The 18318-nt window shown below is 72.8% G+C and carries 18 protein-coding genes; 11 read left to right on the top strand and 7 right to left on the bottom strand.

What is annotated here, in order from left to right; genetic code table 11:
- Positions 1–23: 23 nt before the first annotated feature.
- Both ACSU6M_RS21540 and ACSU6M_RS21535 read left to right on the top strand, forming a co-directional pair.
- Complete coding sequence (locus ACSU6M_RS21540) at positions 24–848, top strand: purine-nucleoside phosphorylase (protein ID WP_437071470.1); 825 nt, start codon at positions 24–26, stop codon at positions 846–848.
- A gap of 70 nt (positions 849–918) precedes the next feature.
- Positions 919–2550 carry a phospho-sugar mutase gene (locus ACSU6M_RS21535; RefSeq protein WP_437071468.1) on the top strand — a complete coding sequence of 544 codons (1632 nt, stop codon included), beginning with the start codon at positions 919–921 and terminating at the stop codon, positions 2548–2550.
- 147 nt (positions 2551–2697) lie between these two features.
- Here the strand turns inward: ACSU6M_RS21535 and ACSU6M_RS21530 are convergent, their stop codons facing one another.
- The 3 genes from ACSU6M_RS21530 to ACSU6M_RS21520 form a co-directional block, all read right to left on the bottom strand.
- Positions 2698–3042: a hypothetical protein gene (locus ACSU6M_RS21530; RefSeq protein ID WP_437071467.1), complete on the bottom strand. Its 345-nt coding sequence runs from the start codon at positions 3040–3042 to the stop codon at positions 2698–2700.
- Positions 3043–3051: 9 nt separating this feature from the next.
- Positions 3052–4752, bottom strand: a complete 1701-nt coding sequence (locus tag ACSU6M_RS21525; protein ID WP_437071465.1) for a hypothetical protein — start codon at positions 4750–4752, stop codon at positions 3052–3054.
- 635 nt (positions 4753–5387) lie between these two features.
- Complete coding sequence (locus ACSU6M_RS21520; protein ID WP_437071463.1) at positions 5388–6020, bottom strand: PH domain-containing protein; 633 nt, start codon at positions 6018–6020, stop codon at positions 5388–5390.
- Positions 6021–6214: 194 nt separating this feature from the next.
- Between ACSU6M_RS21520 and deoC the strand changes: the two genes are divergently transcribed.
- The 3 genes from deoC to ACSU6M_RS21505 are packed head-to-tail and all read left to right on the top strand — an operon-like array spanning position 6215 to position 9502.
- Positions 6215–7174, top strand: a complete 960-nt coding sequence (deoC, locus tag ACSU6M_RS21515; RefSeq protein ID WP_437075287.1) for a deoxyribose-phosphate aldolase — start codon at positions 6215–6217, stop codon at positions 7172–7174.
- A 5-nt stretch (positions 7175–7179) separates the two neighbouring features.
- Positions 7180–8616: an aldehyde dehydrogenase family protein gene (locus ACSU6M_RS21510; protein WP_437071462.1), complete on the top strand. Its 1437-nt coding sequence runs from the start codon at positions 7180–7182 to the stop codon at positions 8614–8616.
- A complete protein-coding gene (locus ACSU6M_RS21505; protein WP_437071461.1) occupies positions 8609–9502 on the top strand; it encodes an aldehyde dehydrogenase family protein in 894 nt (297 codons plus the stop codon). Before ACSU6M_RS21510 ends, ACSU6M_RS21505 begins: the two co-directional genes overlap by 8 nt.
- Before the next feature lie 119 nt (positions 9503–9621).
- Here ACSU6M_RS21505 and ACSU6M_RS21500 read toward each other — a convergent pair whose 3' ends face one another.
- Complete coding sequence (locus tag ACSU6M_RS21500; RefSeq protein ID WP_437071459.1) at positions 9622–10011, bottom strand: hypothetical protein; 390 nt, start codon at positions 10009–10011, stop codon at positions 9622–9624.
- A 124-nt stretch (positions 10012–10135) separates the two neighbouring features.
- Between ACSU6M_RS21500 and ACSU6M_RS21495 the strand changes: the two genes are divergently transcribed.
- A complete protein-coding gene (locus ACSU6M_RS21495) occupies positions 10136–10771 on the top strand; it encodes a uridine kinase family protein (protein ID WP_437071457.1) in 636 nt (211 codons plus the stop codon).
- A gap of 280 nt (positions 10772–11051) precedes the next feature.
- Here ACSU6M_RS21495 and ACSU6M_RS21490 read toward each other — a convergent pair whose 3' ends face one another.
- Positions 11052–11819, bottom strand: a complete 768-nt coding sequence (locus ACSU6M_RS21490) for a SigE family RNA polymerase sigma factor (protein WP_437071455.1) — start codon at positions 11817–11819, stop codon at positions 11052–11054.
- A gap of 238 nt (positions 11820–12057) precedes the next feature.
- Between ACSU6M_RS21490 and afsQ1 the strand changes: the two genes are divergently transcribed.
- The 5 genes from afsQ1 to ACSU6M_RS21465 all read left to right on the top strand — a co-directional run bounded on the left by afsQ1 (position 12058) and on the right by ACSU6M_RS21465 (position 16454).
- The gene (gene afsQ1, locus ACSU6M_RS21485) at positions 12058–12735 is read left to right on the top strand and encodes a two-component system response regulator AfsQ1 (protein WP_437071453.1); all 678 of its coding nucleotides are present in this window, start codon (positions 12058–12060) and stop codon (positions 12733–12735) included.
- Entirely contained in the window at positions 12732–14285 is a 1554-nt protein-coding gene (locus ACSU6M_RS21480) for an ATP-binding protein (protein ID WP_437071451.1), read from the top strand. The genes afsQ1 and ACSU6M_RS21480 overlap by 4 nt, the downstream gene beginning before the upstream one ends.
- Positions 14282–14908 carry a hypothetical protein gene (locus ACSU6M_RS21475; protein ID WP_437071450.1) on the top strand — a complete coding sequence of 209 codons (627 nt, stop codon included), beginning with the start codon at positions 14282–14284 and terminating at the stop codon, positions 14906–14908. Before ACSU6M_RS21480 ends, ACSU6M_RS21475 begins: the two co-directional genes overlap by 4 nt.
- A gap of 698 nt (positions 14909–15606) precedes the next feature.
- Complete coding sequence (locus ACSU6M_RS21470) at positions 15607–16188, top strand: VanZ family protein (RefSeq protein ID WP_437071449.1); 582 nt, start codon at positions 15607–15609, stop codon at positions 16186–16188.
- 62 nt (positions 16189–16250) lie between these two features.
- Positions 16251–16454: a PspC domain-containing protein gene (locus ACSU6M_RS21465; protein ID WP_437071447.1), complete on the top strand. Its 204-nt coding sequence runs from the start codon at positions 16251–16253 to the stop codon at positions 16452–16454.
- 85 nt (positions 16455–16539) lie between these two features.
- Here the strand turns inward: ACSU6M_RS21465 and ACSU6M_RS21460 are convergent, their stop codons facing one another.
- Complete coding sequence (locus ACSU6M_RS21460) at positions 16540–16899, bottom strand: ATP-binding protein (RefSeq protein ID WP_437071446.1); 360 nt, start codon at positions 16897–16899, stop codon at positions 16540–16542.
- 162 nt (positions 16900–17061) lie between these two features.
- Entirely contained in the window at positions 17062–18216 is a 1155-nt protein-coding gene (locus tag ACSU6M_RS21455) for an adenosine deaminase (protein WP_437071444.1), read from the bottom strand.
- Positions 18217–18318 lie beyond the last annotated feature (102 nt).

Below are 18318 nucleotides of genomic sequence, written 5' to 3'. Positions count from 1 at the left end.
GAGAAGCGGCTACCCTCATGCACGTGAACGCATCTCTTCTTCCGGACGACATCCAGGGCGACCCGTACGCCGCCGCCGACGCCGCCGCCGCTCGCCTGCGCGAACTGACCGGCGCCGAGTCCCACGACGTCGCCCTCGTGATGGGCTCCGGCTGGGCTCCGGCCGTGGACGCTCTGGGCGAGCCCGACGCCGAGTTCCAGGTCACCGAGCTGCCCGGGTTCCCGCCGCCGGCGGTCCTGGGGCACGGCGGCAAGATCCGCTCGTACAAGATCGGGAACAAGCGCGCCCTGGTGTTCCTGGGCCGCACCCACTACTACGAGGGCCGCGGCGTCGCCGCCGTCGCCCACGGGGTGCGCACCGCGGTCGCGGCCGGCGCCAAGACGGTGGTCCTCACCAACGGCTGCGGCGGCCTGCGCGAGGGCATGCGCCCCGGCCAGCCGGTGCTGATCAGCGACCACATCAACCTCACCGCGACCTCCCCGATCGTCGGCGCCAACTTCGTCGACCTGACGGACCTGTACTCCCCGCGGCTGCGCGCCCTGTGCAAGGAGATCGACCCCACCCTTGAGGAGGGCGTCTACGCGCAGTTCCCCGGCCCGCACTACGAGACCCCGGCCGAGATCCGCATGGCCCGCGTCATCGGCGCGGACCTGGTCGGCATGTCGACCGTCCTGGAGGCCATCGCGGCCCGTGAGGCGGGCGCCGAGGTGCTCGGCATCTCCCTGGTGACCAACCTCGCCGCGGGCATGACCGGCGAGCCGCTGAACCACGAGGAGGTCCTCCAGGCCGGCCGTGACTCGGCCGCCCGGATGGGCTCCCTGCTGGCCCAGGTGCTCGGCCGGATCTGAGTCGCACACGGGGTGGGCCGAGGGACCGCGGGCCCACCCCTCCCCCATCCACACGAGAGGTTGACCGCACGTGACCGACGATCTCATGGCACGGGCCGAGGCGTGGCTGGCCGAGGACCCCGACCCGGAGACCCGCGAGGAGCTGGCCGCGCTCATCGACGCCAAGGACGTCACCGAGCTCGCCGCCCGCTTCGGCGGCACCCTGCAGTTCGGCACCGCCGGTCTGCGCGGTGAGCTGGGCGCGGGCCCGATGCGCATGAACCGTGCGGTGGTGATCCGCGCGGCCGCGGGTCTGGCGGCGTACCTCAAGGCCAAGGGCGAGACCGGCGGCCTGGTCGTCATCGGCTACGACGCCCGCTACAAGTCCGCCGACTTCGCCCGCGACACGGCCGCCGTGATGACCGGCGCGGGCCTGAAGGCTGTCCTGCTCCCCCGCCCGCTGCCCACGCCCGTGCTCGCGTTCGCGATAAGGCACCTGGGCGCGGTCGCCGGCGTCGAGGTCACCGCCAGCCACAACCCGCCCCGCGACAACGGCTACAAGGTCTACCTCGGCGACGGCTCCCAGATCGTGCCGCCCGCCGACGCGGAGATCGCCGCCGAGATCGACGCGGTCACCGCCCTCGCGGACGTGCCCCGGCCGGACAGCGGCTGGTCGGTGCTCGACGACGCCGTCCTGGACGCCTACCTGGCCCGCACGGACGCCGTCCTCGCCGCCGGGTCGGCCCGCACCGCCCGCACGGTCTACACGGCCATGCACGGCGTCGGCAAGGACGTCCTGCTGGCCGCGTTCGCCCGCGCCGGCTTCCCCGAGCCGGTCCTGGTCGCCGAGCAGGCCGAGCCCGACCCGGCGTTCCCGACGGTCGCCTTCCCCAACCCGGAGGAGCCGGGCGCGATGGACCTGGCGTTCGCCAAGGCCCGCGAGGTGGAGCCCGACCTGGTCATCGCCAACGACCCCGACGCCGACCGCTGCGCCGTGGCCGTCAAGGACGGCGCCGACTGGCGCATGCTGCGCGGCGACGAGGTGGGCGCGCTGCTCGCCGCGCACCTGGTGGCGCGGGGCGCGCGCGGCACCTTCGCCGAGTCGATCGTCTCCTCCTCGCTGCTGGGCCGCATCGCCGAGAAGGCGGGGCTGCCGTACGAAGAGACGCTGACCGGCTTCAAGTGGATCGCCCGCGTGGAGGGGCTGCGCTACGGCTACGAGGAGGCCCTCGGCTACTGCGTGGACCCCGAGGGCGTGCGCGACAAGGACGGCATCACCGCGGCGCTGCTCATCACCGAGCTGGCCTCGGAGCTCAAGGAGCGGGGCCGCACCCTGCTGGACCTCCTGGACGACCTCGCCGTGGAGCACGGGCTGCACGCCACCGACCAGCTGTCGGTGCGCGTCCAGGACCTGTCGCTGATCGCCGACGCGATGCGGCGCCTGCGCGAGCAGCCGCCGACCGAGCTGGCCGGCCTCCCGATCACCCGCGCCGAGGACCTGACGCGGGGCACGGAGACGCTGCCGCCCACCGACGGCCTGCGCTACACCCTTCAGGGCGCCCGCGTCATCGTGCGCCCCAGCGGCACCGAGCCCAAGCTCAAGTGCTACCTGGAGGTCGTCGTCCCGGTCGCCTCCCACGCCGACCTGCCGGACGCCCGCGCCAAGGCGGCCGACCTCCTCGCCACGGTCAAGCGCGATCTGTCGGCGGCGGCCGGCATCTGAGAGACCCGCGTCGGCCCGACCGGCACCGCACCGCCGGTCGCCACCGGCACCCGCACCGCCGGCCACCACCGGCACCCGCGCCCGTGGGGCGCCCCACCGTCCTGGGGCGCCCCACGGCTTTTCCGCCGGGGCGGGCCCCTTCACTCCTCAGGCCAGGGCGGCCGCCACCACCACCGTCACGGCGATCCCGGCCGCCGCTCCGGTCACCAGGGCGGCGACGGCCGCCGCCCGGCCGATCCCCTGTTCGAGGGGAACGTCCGGCACGATCTTGGCCAGGACGGGCGCCACCAGGACGAGCCCGAAGCCGACCCCGATGCGCGCGTACGTGCTCCCCGCGCAGGGGGCCCCGAAGCGCCCGCCGCACGCTCCCGACTCCGCGGCGAAGCCCGTCACCCCGAGGAACAGCGCGGCCGCGTACACCGCGCCGAACAGCGCGGTCACCGCGAAGTCGACCCGCCGCGCTCTGCGGGAGCGGTCACCGTCACCCGGCACGCGAGCCCCCTACGGCAGGACGAACAGCAGCAGGGCCGTCCAGGCGACGGCGGCGGCCAGGCCGTACGGCCACAGGGGACCGCCGCGCAGGCGGGGGCCGGCGGGGTCGGCGGGGCGTTTGGCGGGGTCCTTCCACATGGCGGTGAGCTCGGCGGCGATGCGGTCCTGGCGGTGGACCAGGCCGAAGCGGCGTTCCAGGCGGCGCCAGCGGTTGCCGAAGAGCGTCCACTCGTCGAAGTCCCGCCGGGTGCTGTCGATCTTCAGCTCGTGCTTGTCGACCCTGATCAGCCGCAGATGCTCCCAGGCGATGTGCCGGGGGCCCTTCAAGCCGTCCAGCCACAGGCCCTCGCGGTCGGCGGTGATGTGCCAGGCGGTCATGTGCGGCAGGCAGGTGGCGACCAGGACGGCCACGAAAACGCCGGGGAGCCAGCGGAACAGGCCGGTCTCGCCCCAGACGAAGAAACAGGCCAGAGCCAGGGCGCCCAGCGCGGAGAGCCAGTCCCGCGCTCCGGCCCGCCAGCGGCGGATCCGCCCGCCCGGCAGCGATGCGGCGAGCGCGTCCACGCGCTGCTGGTCGGCGGCCTCGTCGGCCGCGGCCCGCTGCCGGCGCTCGGCGCGGCGGCGGGCGGCGTGCTCGGACAGCGGACGCACCGGTCCGGTGGAGTACTCGGTGACGGGCGGTGCGCCCGGCCGCTCGTCGGCGCCCGCGACGATCACCTCGGCGCCGTCGTAGGGGGTGCCGTACAGGACCGCCTCGCGCAGCGGTCCGGGCTCGTCGGCGTCGAGGCGGTCGAGGAGGGCCTGCCACTCCTCGTCGACGCTGTCGTCCCCGTCGTCCCCGTCGTCCTCGTCGTCGTCCGGCCCCTCCTCGGGGTGGGGCTCCTCCTCGTACAGGACGGACGTGCCCACCCGGAACAGGGGCCGCCGGGCGGCGCGGTCGTCGGCGGCGAAGACCTCCAGGTCCATGTCCGCGGCCTCGCGCACCAGCACCCGCAGCACGGGCACGGGCCCCGCGCGCAGGGCCTTCGCGCGCAGCCGGGCCAGGAAGCCGGACAGCAGCATGGTGGCGCCCAGACCGACCACCGCCCAGGCGAGGGCGGGAGTGACCGCGCGGTCCTCGGACAGCTCCCACGCGTCCCGCACGGTGAACAGCGCCGTCCCCGCGAACGCCAGGACGACCCCCGCGCCGATCAGGAACCGCCCGCGCGTGACCCGCACCCCGGCCTGCGGCGCGGGGACTCCCGCCGGACCCGGCGCCACCCCGGTCGCTCCCCCGGCGACGGCCAGCGCCACCGCCCGCTGCCGCCGCCGCGCGAGCAGCCGCGGCACCACCAGGGCGCACGCGGCGACAAGCAGAACGGCCACGACGACCCGTACGGCGATCGGCGCGTCCTGCCGCGACAGCACCACCGCCGCCGTGACCGGCGCCGACAGCGGCACGATCTCCGGCCGCACGGTCAGCCACACCAGGTGCAGCGCGGCGAGCGCGGCCGCCCAGGCGGGCAGGTCGGCGTACAGGTGCAGGGCGCCGCTCGCGACGAGCACGGCCGCGGTCAGGCCGAGTGCCGCGGCCTCCGGTCCGCGCCCGGGCACCCAGCGGGGCGCGAGCGCCGCGGTCCACCGGCGCCCGCCCTCGGCGTCCCAGACGGGACAGCCCTCGGGCACGAACGCGGAGGGCAGCGGCAGGGGTCCGTCGGCGTGAGTGTGCATAGTCATCACCAGTCAGACGGGCGGAGCGAGGAGTTGGTTGTACGAGACATCGGCCCGCGCCCGACACGGGGCCCGGCCGGAAGGCGACCGCCAACAAACCCGGCCGACCGAGCCGCCAGACCCTCCACAGCACTCGCACCTCGACGCCCAGGGCAACACCGGACCCGTCCGGAAGTACGGACGCCACCGAGGCCGCTCAGCGATCCGACAGACCGGCCGCCAGTCCGTCCCGGCAACACCGACCCGTCCGGAAGGCGAACGGCGAAGTGCCCCGCCGGCCGACGAACCGACCGCAGAACCTTCGCCCCCTCACGCCCCGCCGGCGCCAGACCCCGACCGGAAGGCAGACGGCAGCGAGCCCCCTCGACCGAGCCGACAGACCAGCCGCAGCACTCGCGCCTCCACGCCCAGGGCGACCCCGGATCCGTCCCGAATTGCGGACGCCAGCAAAGCCGCTCAGCGATCCGACAGACCGGCCGCCAGCCCTCCCGCGTCCCCATCCCGGCACCACCGGACCCGTCCGGAAGGCGAACGGCGACGAGCCCCGCCGGCCGACGGACCGGCCAGCCGCACTCGCACCTCCACGCCCAGGGCGACACCGACCCCGGCCGGAGGCCGGCGCGCGCGTCCCAGGGTCAGCCCAGCGCCGACAGCACGGTCAGCAGCACCGCGCCCGCGACGGTCGGCGCGATGATCTCGTACGCCCACCGCACGGTCACCTCGCCCTGGGCCGTCGCGGCCTTCTCGCGGGACTCCCAGATGGCGCGCAGCTCGTCCATGATCTTGTCGCCCTCGTCGCGCAGCGGCCCCTCGTCGAGGTCCGCCGCGGGCCCGAACATGCTGCCGCGCACCCGCTTGCCCTCCTTGGCCGCGGCGGCCTGGGCGTCGCGCCGCTGCTGGCGCCTCGCGGCGCGCTTGCGGCCCTTGAGGGAGACGGGCACGGCCCACAGCTGGAACTTGGTGCCGGAGTTGGCGACGACCTCGTTGGTGTAGCCGGAGCGCAGGGAGGCGACCTCGCCCCAGGGCAGGGTGACGGCGCGCAGCGGATTGCGCACGCGCAGCCGGTCCTCACCGGCGAAGACGGCCGGCCTCAGGGTGAAGGCGACGACCGGCGGCACGAAGGTGAGCAGTGCGGCGAGGGCGATCCAGGGGGTGCGGCCCTCGCCCCGGATCAGCGCGTCGATGCCCAGCCATCCGGCGAGGGCGAGCAGCAGCACGCCGCCGACGAGGGCCATGGGCGAGCGGTAGATCCGGTCGGTGGTGGTCATGCTGCGCATTATGCCGCCCGCCTGCGGCGCTCGACCGGACGCCTCCTCACCGTAGGGATTCCTCTGCGTGGGCGGGTGCCGGTCGTCCGCGGCATGTCGCGACCGGCCGCCACCCGCACACCCCCTGCGGCGCAGCGGCGCAACCCCACCCCCTGTACAGCAGCTACGCGCGTAGATATGCTCGTCTGGTGACCATGCCCACCAACGCACCCACCGCAGCACACGCCCTCTCGGACGTGACGTCGTCAGACACCTCGCTGCGCCGCTTCCTCCACGGGCTGCCCGGCGTCGACGCGGTCGGCCTGGAGGCGCGCGCCGCCTCCCTCGGCACCCGTTCCATCAAGACGACCGCCAAGGCGTACGCGATCGACCTCGCCATCTCGATGGTCGACCTCACCACGCTGGAAGGCGCGGACACCCCGGGCAAGGTCCGGGCGCTCGGCGCCAAGGCGGTCCTCCCCGACCCGACCGACCGCACCACGCCCACCACGGCCGCGGTCTGCGTCTATCCCGACATGGTGGCCACCGCCAAGGAGGCCGTCGCCGGTTCCGGCGTGAAGGTCGCCTCGGTGGCCACCGCCTTCCCGGCCGGCCGCGCGGCCCTCGACGTGAAGCTGGCGGACGTGCGCGACGCCGTCGCCGCGGGCGCGGACGAGATCGACATGGTCATCGACCGCGGGGCGTTCCTCGCGGGCAGGTATCTGAAGGTGTACGACGAGATCGTCGCCGTGAAGGATGCCTGCGGGGCGGCCCGCCTCAAGGTCATCTTCGAGACCGGCGAGCTGTCGACGTACGACAACATCCGCCGGGCGAGCTGGCTCGGCATGCTGGCGGGCGCGGACTTCATCAAGACGTCCACCGGCAAGGTCGCCGTCAACGCCACCCCCGCGAACACCCTCCTTATGCTGGAAGCGGTACGCGACTTCCGTACCCAGACCGGCATCCAGGTCGGCGTGAAGCCCGCCGGCGGCATCCGCACCACCAAGGACGCGATCAAGTTCCTGGTCCTGGTCAACGAGACGGCCGGCGCGGACTGGCTGGACAACCACTGGTTCCGCTTCGGCGCCTCCTCGCTGCTGAACGACCTGCTCATGCAGCGCCAGAAGCTGGCCACCGGCCGCTACTCCGGCCCCGACTACGTGACGGTGGACTGATCGACATGACCTCCCCCTTCGAATACGCCCCCGCGCCCGAGTCCCGCTCGGTCGTCGACATCGCCCCGTCCTACGGCCTGTTCATCGACGGCGAGTTCACCGAGGCGGCCGACGGCAAGGTCTTCAAGACCGTCTCCCCGTCGACCGAGGAGGTGCTGGCGGAGATCGCGCAGGCCGGCGAGGCCGATGTGGACCGCGCCGTGAAGGCCGCCCGCAGGGCCTTCGAGAAGTGGTCGGCGCTGCCCGGCTCCGAGCGCGCCAAGTACCTCTTCCGCATCGCCCGGATCATCCAGGAGCGCAGCCGCGAGCTGGCCGTCCTGGAGACCCTGGACAACGGCAAGCCGATCAAGGAGACCCGCGACGCCGACCTGCCCCTGGTCGCCGCGCACTTCTTCTACTACGCCGGCTGGGCCGACAAGCTCGACCACGCGGGCTTCGGCCCGAACCCCAGGCCGCTGGGCGTGGCGGGCCAGGTCATCCCCTGGAACTTCCCCCTCCTGATGCTGGCGTGGAAGATCGCCCCGGCGCTCGCGACCGGCAACACGGTCGTGCTGAAGCCGGCCGAGACCACCCCGCTGTCGGCGCTCTTCTTCGCGGACATCTGCCGCCAGGCGGGCCTGCCCAAGGGTGTCGTCAACATCCTTCCCGGCTACGGCGACACGGGCGCCGCCCTGGTCGCGCACCCGGACGTCGACAAGGTCGCGTTCACCGGCTCCACGGCCGTCGGCAAGCAGATCGCCCGGTCCGTCGCGGGCACGCACAAGAAGGTCACCCTGGAGCTGGGCGGCAAGGGCGCCAACATCGTCTTCGACGACGCCCCGATCGACCAGGCCGTCGAGGGCATCGTCAACGGCATCTTCTTCAACCAGGGCCAGGTCTGCTGCGCGGGCTCCCGGCTGCTGGTCCAGGAGTCGATCCAGGACGAGCTGCTGGAGTCGCTCAAGCGCCGCCTGTCCACGCTGCGCCTGGGCGACCCGCTGGACAAGAACACCGACATCGGCGCGATCAACTCCGAGGAGCAGCTCGCCCGGATCACCACCCTCGTCGAGCGCGGCGAGGCGGAGGGCGCCGAGCGCTGGTCCCCGGCCTGCGAGCTCCCCGAGGCCGGCTACTGGTTCGCCCCGACGCTGTTCACGGGCGTCACCCAGGCCCACACCGTGGCCCGCGACGAGATCTTCGGCCCGGTCCTGTCGGTACTGACCTTCCGTACGCCCGACGAGGCCGTCGCCAAGGCCAACAACACGCCCTACGGCCTGTCGGCGGGCATCTGGACCGAGAAGGGCTCGCGCATCCTCGCCGTGGCGAACAAGCTGCGCGCGGGCGTGATCTGGTCCAACACGTTCAACAAGTTCGACCCGACCTCGCCGTTCGGCGGCTACAAGGAGTCGGGCTTCGGCCGCGAGGGCGGCCGCCACGGCCTGGAGGCGTACCTCGATGTCTGACCCGACCCGACTCTCCGTCTTCAAGACCTACAAGCTGTTTGTCGGGGGCAAGTTCCCCCGCTCCGAAAGCGGCCGGGTGTACGAAGTGACCGACTCCAAGGGCAACTGGCTCGCCAACGCGCCGCAGTCGAGCCGCAAGGACGCCCGTGACGCGGTGGTCGCCGCCCGCAAGGGCTTCGGCGCCTGGTCGGGCGCCACGGCCTACAACCGCGGCCAGATCCTCTACCGCATCGCCGAGATGCTGGAGGGCCGCCGGGACCAGTTCGTGCGCGAGGTCGCCGACGCGGAGGGGCTGTCCAAGTCCAAGGCCGCGGCCCAGGTGGACGCGGCGATCGACCGCTGGGTCTGGTACGCGGGCTGGACCGACAAGATCGCCCAGGTGGTGGGCGGGGCCAACCCGGTCGCCGGTCCCTACTTCAACCTGTCCTCCCCGGAGCCGACGGGCGTGGTCGCCGTCGTCGCCCCGCAGGAGTCGTCCTTCCTGGGTCTGGTCTCGGTGATCGCCCCGGTGATCGCCACGGGCAACACGGCCGTCGTCGTCGCCTCCGAGAGGTCCCCGCTCCCCGCCCTGTCCCTGGGCGAGGTGCTGGCCACCTCCGACCTGCCCGGCGGCGTGGTCAACATCCTCTCCGGCCGCACGGCGGAGATCGCGGCCCCCCTCGCCGCCCACCAGGACGTCAACGCGATCGACCTCGCGGGCGCGGACGAGGACCTGGCCAAGGAGCTGGAGATCGCCGCGGCCGACAACCTCAAGCGCGTCCTGCGTCCACAGCCTGTGGACGACTGGGCCGCGCCGGCGGGGATCGACCGGATGACGGCGTTCCTGGAGACGAAGACGGTCTGGCACCCGACGGGCAGCCTGGGCGCGTCGGGCTCCGCCTACTGAGGGACCGGCAGGGGCGGGGAGCTGTGGGCCGTCGGCGACCGCGGGGTCGCCCGTGGCCGTCGCGCCCGCGCGGCACAGCCGCACATCGACACAGCCCCGCGCCCCTGAGGCACCTGCGGTCAGCCGCCCAGCAGACCCCCCGGAATGCTCCCGATGGACTGCGCCTGGGCCACCGGCCCCGTCAGTGCCTGGGACGTCAGCGGCTTGAAGTCGGCCAGCTGCGTGCCGACGCCGTTGTCCAGCGGGTCGACACCCGTGCCCGCGAGGGGGTTGGGCTTGAGGCCCGCCACCGGGCCCGTCACGTACTGCACGGAGCCGGTGAGGGCCGCCAGCCCCGCCTGCGGGTCGACCTTGCCGAGCGAGGTCGGGCGGGTGTTCACCACGTCCAGGGCCGGCCCGGTGTCCGCCGCGGCCACCGGCGCGGCCGCGCCCAGCGCCGCGCCGGCCGTCGCGAGGGCGGCCAGCGCGCGTCGACCGGTCGAGTTGGGGGAGTTGTCCTGTCGGCCCATTACTGCCACCTTCTACTGCGCTAGGTAATCGGTCAGACGCGAAGAGTAGTTGAGGTGTGACGCGGGCTTCAAAGCCGACCCGCTGGGTCGTGAACGCCGGGTGAATGCCTCACACTGGTGTCCCGTGAGTTCCCAACCGCCCATACCCACGCGAGTCGTGCTGCTCTGCGGCCCTTCCGGCTCCGGCAAGTCCCTGCTCGCCGCCCGTTCCGGGCTCCCGGTGCTGCGGCTCGACGACTTCTACAAGGAGGGCGACGACCCGACGCTGCCGCGGGTCGAGGGGAGCTCGGACATCGACTGGGACCACCCCGCGTCCTGGGACGCGGACGCGGCCGTCGCCGCGATCGGCGACCTGTGCCGCACGGGCCGTACCGATGTGCCCGTGTACGACATCTCGCTCTCCGCCCGCACCGGCGCGGACACCGTCGACATCGGGCGGACGCCGGTGTTCATCGCGGAGGGCATCTTCGCGGCCGAGATCGTCGAGCGCTGCCGCGAGCAGGGCGTGCTGGCGGACGCGCTGTGCCTGAGCCGGGGCGCCGTGACGACCTTCCGCCGCCGCTTCCTGCGCGATCTGCGGGAGGGCCGCAAGTCGGTGCCCTTCCTGCTGCGCCGCGGCTGGCGGCTGATGCGCGCCGAGCGCTCCATCGTGGCCCGGCAGACCGCGCTGGGCGCGTACGCCTGCGACCGGGACGAGGCGCTGGGCCGGCTCGCGGCAGCCGCGGCCGGCCGGGGCGCCGCGAGCCGTACGGCGGCCTGATCGCGTACGGCGGTCTGATCCGCGGACGGGGGCTTGATCCGCGGACGGCGACCTGTTCCCGTACGGCGACACGCGCACGCGGAAGCGGGACTGGACGGACCCCCCGGCCCTCCAGTCCCGCGTCCTTTGTGCTCCCCCCCGTGTTTCCCCCGTCGGTCTTGCTTCCCCCGTGTTCCCCCGTGGTCCAGGTGGTGCTTCCCCCGTGGATTTCCCCCCGGACCTATGAGCAAGACCCCCGTTGCGTCCCCCTGATACACCCCCCGGGGAACTTTTTTCCGCCTCAGGCGACCAGCTCGCCGAAGGCGTCCTCCTCGTCACGGCCGAAGCTGAGGACCTCGTCCTCGCGCAGCCGGCGCAGGGAGCGCCAGATGCTGGACTTCACCGTGCCGACACTGATGTTGAGGATGTCCGCGATCTCCGGGTCCGTGCGGCCCTCGTAGTAGCGCAGGACCAGCATGGTGCGCTGGAGCTCGGGCAGCCGGGCCAGCGCCTGCCACAGGACCGCGCGCAGCTCGGTGCCGCGCATCGCGTCCGTGTCGCCGGGCGTCTCCGGCAGCTCCTCGGTCGGGTACTCGTTCAGCTTGCGGCGGCGCCACGCGCTGATGTGCAGGTTCGTCATGGTGCGGCGGAGGTATCCGCCGACCGCCGCCTTGTCGCTGATCCGGTCCCACGCCCGGTAGGTCGAGAACAGCGCGCTCTGCAGCAGGTCCTCGGCCTCGAAGCGGTCACCGGTCAGGTGGTAGGCGGTGGCGTACAGGGAGGCGCGGCGCTCCTGGACGTAGGCGGTGAACTCCGCCTCCGACAGCGAGCGGCGCTCCCCCGATTCCTCCCTGTACGCGGTCCCCCCGTGCGTGTCCCCCGTGAGACCGTCAACCACCGTCATGTAGGGCGCGGTGCCCTGCGGTACATGCGCGGTGTGCTGACGTCCGGCGCCGCGAGCGCACCCCCGCCCGCTCACGGCACCGGACTTCTCGGAACCCCGGTGCGTGTTCACGTCGTGCAGGCGCGTGATCACTGCGCTGGTGCTCAGGCTGTGCAGCGTGTTCATCTCGCGCCCCCCGTCGTGGACTTGCCGGTGTTCGGCCTGTCTTCTTGCTTGTGCCGAAAAGCTTGCCCGGGCCACTTCATCGCCGTGTCCGCCGACTGTCACAGACCTGTCACAGGGGTCACTCGGGGATAAGTGGCGGGGAGGAAGGGGACTCGGCCACGGGTAACCGGACGTATGGGCTGCGTTCCGTCGGCTCCACAGGTCGATCGATGTGGCATCCATGGGCCAGAATGAGCCCGTGCCTTCCCTGTTGCTGATCGAGGACGACGACGCGATCCGGACGGCCCTGGAGCTCTCACTGACGCGCCAGGGTCACCGGGTGGCGACCGCTGCCAGCGGTGAGGACGGTCTGAAGCTGTTGCGCGAGCACCGGCCGGATCTGATCGTCCTGGACGTGATGCTGCCCGGCATCGACGGCTTCGAGGTGTGCCGGCGCATCCGGCGCACCGACCAGCTGCCGATCATCCTGCTGACCGCGCGCAGCGACGACATCGACGTCGTGGTCGGCCTGGAGTCCGGTGCCGACGACTATGTCGTCAAACCGGTGCAGGGGCGGGTCCTGGATGCCCGGATCCGGGCCGTGCTGCGGCGCGGGGAGCGCGAGTCGAACGACGCGGCGGCCTTCGGCAGCCTGGTCATCGACCGTGCGGCGATGACCGTGACGAAGAACGGCGAGGATCTCCAGCTGACCCCGACCGAGCTGCGGCTGCTCCTCGAGCTGAGCCGGCGGCCCGGTCAGGCGCTGTCCCGGCAGCAGCTGCTGCGGCTGGTGTGGGAGCACGACTACCTCGGTGACTCGCGGCTCGTGGACGCCTGTGTGCAGCGGCTGCGCGCCAAGGTGGAGGACGTGCCGTCCTCGCCGACCCTGATTCGTACCGTGCGCGGTGTCGGTTACCGGCTGGATCCGCCTCAGTGACGAACCGGCAAGGGGGTCTCCGCGGCTGGGCCGCGGATCGCAAGGGAGTGTTCTCACGGCTGCGCTTCACCAGTCTGCGGCTGCGGCTGGTCGTCGTGTTCGGTCTGGTCGCGCTGACGGCCGCGGTATCGGCCTCCGGCATCGCGTACTGGCTGAACCGCGAGGCGGTGCTCACCCGCGCCCAGGACGCGGTGCTGCGCGACTTCGAGCAGGAGATGCGCAGCCGCGCGGGCGCCCTGCCCGCGCATCCCACCCAGGACGAACTCCAGCGCGTCGCCGGGCAGATGGCGGGCGGCAGCCAGCACTTCACCGTGCTGCTGGTCGCCGAGGACCCCGACGGCAAGACGGTCTACGGCGGTTCGGGCGGCCTGAACGGCTTCACGCTCGGCGACGTGCCGCGGTCACTGCGTACGGCGGTGAACAAGAAGCAGCCGCTGACCGGGAACAACGACGCCGAGTACCACCTGTACTGGCAGCGGGTCGTGGAGGACGGCACCCCGTACCTGGTGGCCGGTACCCGGGTGATCGGCGGCGGCGCGACCGGCTACATGCTCAAGTCGCTGGAGCCGGAGGCCAAGGACCTCAACTCGCTGGCCTGGTCGCTGGGCATCGCCACCGCCCTGGCGCTGATCGGCTCCGCGCTGCTCGCGCAGGCCGCCGCGACGACCGTACTGAAGCCGGTGCACCGCCTCGGGGTCGCCGCACGGCGGCTCGGGGAGGGCAAGCTGGACACCCGGCTGCGGGTGTCGGGCACCGATGAACTGGCCGATCTGTCGCGGACGTTCAACAACGCCGCCGAGGCGCTGGAGAAGCGGGTCGCGGACATGGCGGCGCGGGACGAGGCATCGCGGCGGTTCGTCGCGGACATGAGCCATGAGCTGCGTACGCCGCTGACCGCGATCACCGCGGTGACCGAGGTGCTGGAGGAGGAGCTGGAGGCCGAGGGCATCGATCCGATGATCGAGCCGGCGGTACGGCTGGTGGTCAGCGAGACGCGGCGGCTGAACGATCTCGTGGAGAACCTGATGGAGGTCACCCGCTTCGACGCGGGTACGGCCCGGCTCGTGCTGGACGACGTCGACGTCGCCGACCAGATCACCGCCTGTATCGACGCGCGGGCCTGGCTGGACGCGGTGGAGCTGGACGCCGAGCGGGGCATCCACGCGCGGCTCGATCCGCGCCGCCTGGACGTGATACTCGCCAACCTGATCGGCAACGCGCTCAAGCACGGCGGGTCGCCGGTGCGGGTGTCGGTGCGCGAGGAGGCCGACGAGGTGGTCATCGCGGTGCGCGACCACGGGCCCGGTATCCCGGAGGACGTGCTGCCGCATGTCTTCGACCGGTTCTACAAGGCCAGTGCCTCGCGGCCGCGGTCCGAGGGAAGCGGTCTGGGTCTGTCGATCGCGCTGGAGAACGCGCACATCCACGGCGGTGAGATCACCGCGGCGAACTCGCCGGAGGGCGGCGCGGTGTTCACGCTGCGGCTGCCTCGGGACGGCTCGGTGCCGGAGGCCGCGCCTGCGGGGGACAAGGGGGGTGACGCCTCGTGAACGTACGCCGGGCGCAGGTGCTTCCCGTGCTCGCCGGGCTGCTCGCCGGGCTGCTCGCCGGGCTGCTGACCGGGTGCGGGATCCGGGCGACCGAGGTGCCGACGGACTTCGGTCCCGCGCCGTCGCGGGCCTACTGCTCGCTGGCCGGGCCGGACGTCACGACGCAGTCCTCGCACGGGGTGGTGGTGCAGGTGTTCCTGCGCTGCTCGACCTCGCTGGTGGCGGTCGACCGTTCGGTGCGGGTGCCGGAGGGTGCGGCGGACTCGGCGCGGCGGGTGCTGCTGGCGCAGGGGCTGCTGAACGAGCTGGCGGAGGAGCCGTCGCGGGCGGAGCGGCTGGCGGGGTACAGCACGGATGTGCCGGCGGGACTGAAGGCGGGCGGGCCGCGGGCGGGGGATCCGGAGGACGCGCTCCGGCTCAGCTCTCCGCCGGGCATGCTGTCGTCGTACGCCCTGGCCCAGATCGTCTGCACCTTCTCCGACTCCGAGGCGTCCGACGGTGACGGCTCGGTCGTCCTCGGCGGTCCGACCGGGCATCTGCACCGCTACAAGTGCACGGACGATGTGCGGGCCCGGCCCAGTGAGGTGCAGCCGCCGTCGTCGGAGGTCGCGGCCGGTGGGTGAGAGGCGATGCCTGCGGCGGCCTGCTCGCGTCCGGTGGGGGCGGGCGTAGCGCATGCCGGGTGGTGGGTGGGTCGGGGCCGCGCCGGGGGGTGTCCGTCCTCGGTCCGGCGGTTCTCTTGGGACTTAGGGTGACTGCCCGACGGACGCCGGCCGCTGCGGGCGGACACCCCCCGGCACGTCCCCTTCCCGCCGTCGGCGGCTGACCGAGCCCACGGTGCTGGGTGCCTTCCCGCCGTCGGCGGCTGACCGAGCCCACGGTGCTGGGTGCCTTCCCGCCGTCGGCGGCTGACCGAGCCCACGGTGCTGGGTGCCTTCCCGCCGTCGGCGGCTTTCCGGCCCGTGGTGCGTGGTGGCTTCTCGCCGTCGGCGGCTGGCCGGGCCACCGTGCTTGGTGGCTTCTCGCCATCGGCGGCTGACCGGGCCCATCGGCTGTGGCAGCTTCTCGCCGTCGGCGGCTTTCCGGCCCGTGGTGCGTGGTGGCTTCTCGCCGTCCGCGGCCGTGGGGCTTGTCGTTGCGGGCGGTCCCTCATGGCGCCGGGTATGTGTACGTCCCTAAGGGGCGCGGGGAACTGCGCGACCAGCCCACGACCACCCGCGGCCGCGTACGGCGAGGACGGCCCCGTCGGGATGGCGCATGTGTCGTAGGACTCACCGGCGCCACCGGAACCGATCGGACCGGGGCCCGCGTCTAGGGGGGCGTGCAGCGTGAAGGCTCCATGGGCGGCAACGCCGCCTCCCGCATCCGTGTGACCGGAGGTGTCCTCCTCGTCGCCCATCTCGCGTTCGTCGCCTGGTTCACGCTGCGGCCGCTGGACGTCCCTTGGGTGATGCCGGCCAATCTGCATCCGCTCGCGGGGATCCGAGCCGATCTGGCGCTGGGCTGGCCGGAGGCGGCGCGGCGGATCGGGGAGGGGCTGGTGCTGCTGGCCCCGCTGGGGGTGCTGCTGCCGATGGCGAGCGGCAGGCTGACCGTGTCGCCGCTGGGGTCGCTGGTGCGGACCGCCGCGGCGGGCACCCTGATCTCGCTGGTCATCGAGTTGCTGCAGACCGGTGTGCCCGGCCAGGTCGTGGACGTCGACTCGCTGCTGCTGAACACCGTCGGCGTGGCGCTCGCCCATCTCGCGGTGGTGCCGCTGGGCCGGGCGCGGCTGCGTCGGCGGGCCGTGCACCGGGGGCGGGAGGAGCGTCCGGAGGAGGAGCCGGCTCAGGGTCGGACCCCGAGGATTTCCAGGGTCGGGATCGCCCCGTGGAGTGATGCTTTGCCCCCTTCGTCGCCGTAGCGTGGAGGGCAGATAGGGCGGCCGTCGGGGCCGCCCGGAGACGAGCTCACGAAGGAGCCGCCATGTCCCGCCTCACCCGCCCCACCCACGGCCGGATGATCGGCGGAGTGTGCGCCGCGCTGGCCAGGCGCTTCGGCACCTCCGCGACCACGATGCGGGCGATCTTCCTGGTGTCGTGTCTGCTGCCGGGCCCGCAGTTCCTGCTCTACATAGCCCTGTGGATCGTGCTGCCCTCCGAGGACAAGGCCGCCCGCACGGCCTGGTGAGCCGGCCGTCCGCGCGCGGCGACGCCGTCGGGGCGCGCCGGAGGTCCGGTGCGCGCGCCGACGGCGTTCGCGAGGCGGCCGTGGGTCAGCCCAGCGGGATGCCGTTCACGGGAAGCCCCTTGGTGGGCAGGCCGGTGTTGCCCACGGGCAGGCCGCCGAGCAGGCCGGCGACCGGCTTGGTCGGGCCGTCGGCGAGCGCCCGCTCCGCGACGGGCTGTACGGCGGTCAGACCGGTGCCCAGCGCCGGCTGCGCCTGGGCGAGCGCCTCGCCGGCACCCGGCAGCGCCTTGGAGACGTTCTCGGCGGGCAGGGCCTGGCTGACGGTGCCGAGCGCCTGCGTGGCGTCGGGGGCGGCCGGGGCGGCGTTCGCGGCACCCGCGCCGGCGGCGGCGAAGGCGGCACCGAGAGCGGCGACACCGAGGGTCTTGGCAGCAGACTGCTTCATCGTGAATGCGTCCTTGACTGAATTCGAAGACTGACTCGAAATGGGATGACGGGGAAGGGGAGCGGTCCACGAACGTAAACACGCCCCGGCGCCCGTCGCAAACATCGAAATGCGGACGGGTGGTGAATACCCGTCCGCATTCGCTGCCCCCGGCCACTCCGGTCAGTCCGCAGAGTCGCTGGTGGAGGCGGTCTGCTGGAACAGCCATTCGGACTTCAGCTCGGCGTAACCGGGCTTGATGACGTCATTGATCATCGCGAGTCGTTCATCGAAAGGAATGAACGCTGATTTCATCGCATTGACGGAGAACCACTGCATGTCGTCGAGCGTGTAACCGAACGCCTCGACGAGATGCTCGAATTCCCGGCTCATGCTGGTGCCGGACATGAGCCGGTTGTCGGTGTTGACGGTGGCCCGGAAGTGCAGCCTGCGCAGCAGTCCGATGGGGTGCTCGGCGTAGGAGGCGGCGGCGCCGGTCTGCAGGTTGGAGCTGGGGCACAGCTCCAGCGGGATGCGCTTGTCGCGGACGTAGGCGGCGAGCCGCCCGAGGTGGACGCTGCCGTCGTCCTTGACCTCGATGTCGTCGATGATGCGCACCCCGTGTCCGAGCCGGTCGGCGCCGCACCACTGGAGGGCCTGCCAGATGGAGGGCAGGCCGAATGCCTCACCGGCGTGGATGGTGAAGTGGTTGTTCTCGCGCTTGAGGTACTCGAACGCGTCCAGGTGCCGGGTGGGCGGGTAGCCGGCCTCGGCGCCGGCGATGTCGAAGCCGACGACGCCCAGATCGCGGTGGCGGTTGGCGAGCTCGGCGATCTCCAGGGCGCGGGCGGCGTGCCGCATCGCGGTGAGCAGCGCGCCGACGCGGATGCGGTGGCCGTTCTCCCGTGCGGTGCGCTCGCCCTGGCGGAAGCCCTCGTTGACGGCCTCCACGACCTGTTCGAGGGTGAGGCCGCCCTCAAGATGCTGTTCGGGGGCGTAGCGCACCTCGGCGTAGACGACCCCGTCCTCGGCGAGGTCCTCGGCGCACTCGCGGGCGACGCGCACCAGGGCGTCACGGGTCTGCATGACGCCGACGGTGTGGGAGAAGGTCTCCAGGTAGCGTTCGAGGGAGCCCGAGTCGGCGGCCTCGCGGAACCACACGCCCAGCTCGGCCGGGTCGGTCGCGGGGAGCGCGGAGTAGCCCTGTTCCTGGGCCAGTTCGACGATCGTGCCGGGGCGCAGCCCGCCGTCGAGATGATCGTGCAGCAGAACCTTGGGTGCCCGGCGGATCTGGTCCGGGCTCGGGATGGTCCTCATCCGGTCAGTCTGGCTCGTCATTTCCGCACTCTAACGCCTACGCGCGTAGATGGCGTGCCTTATGACAAGGTCCGCCGCACCGGCCGTACCGCCGGGGCCGATACGTAACGGTGACCGCACGGA

This window comes from Streptomyces sp. enrichment culture, from assembly GCF_964272895.1.
Taxonomy (GTDB): Bacteria; Actinomycetota; Actinomycetes; order Streptomycetales; family Streptomycetaceae; genus Streptomyces.
This window is presented reverse-complemented; position numbering and strand designations above follow the sequence as displayed.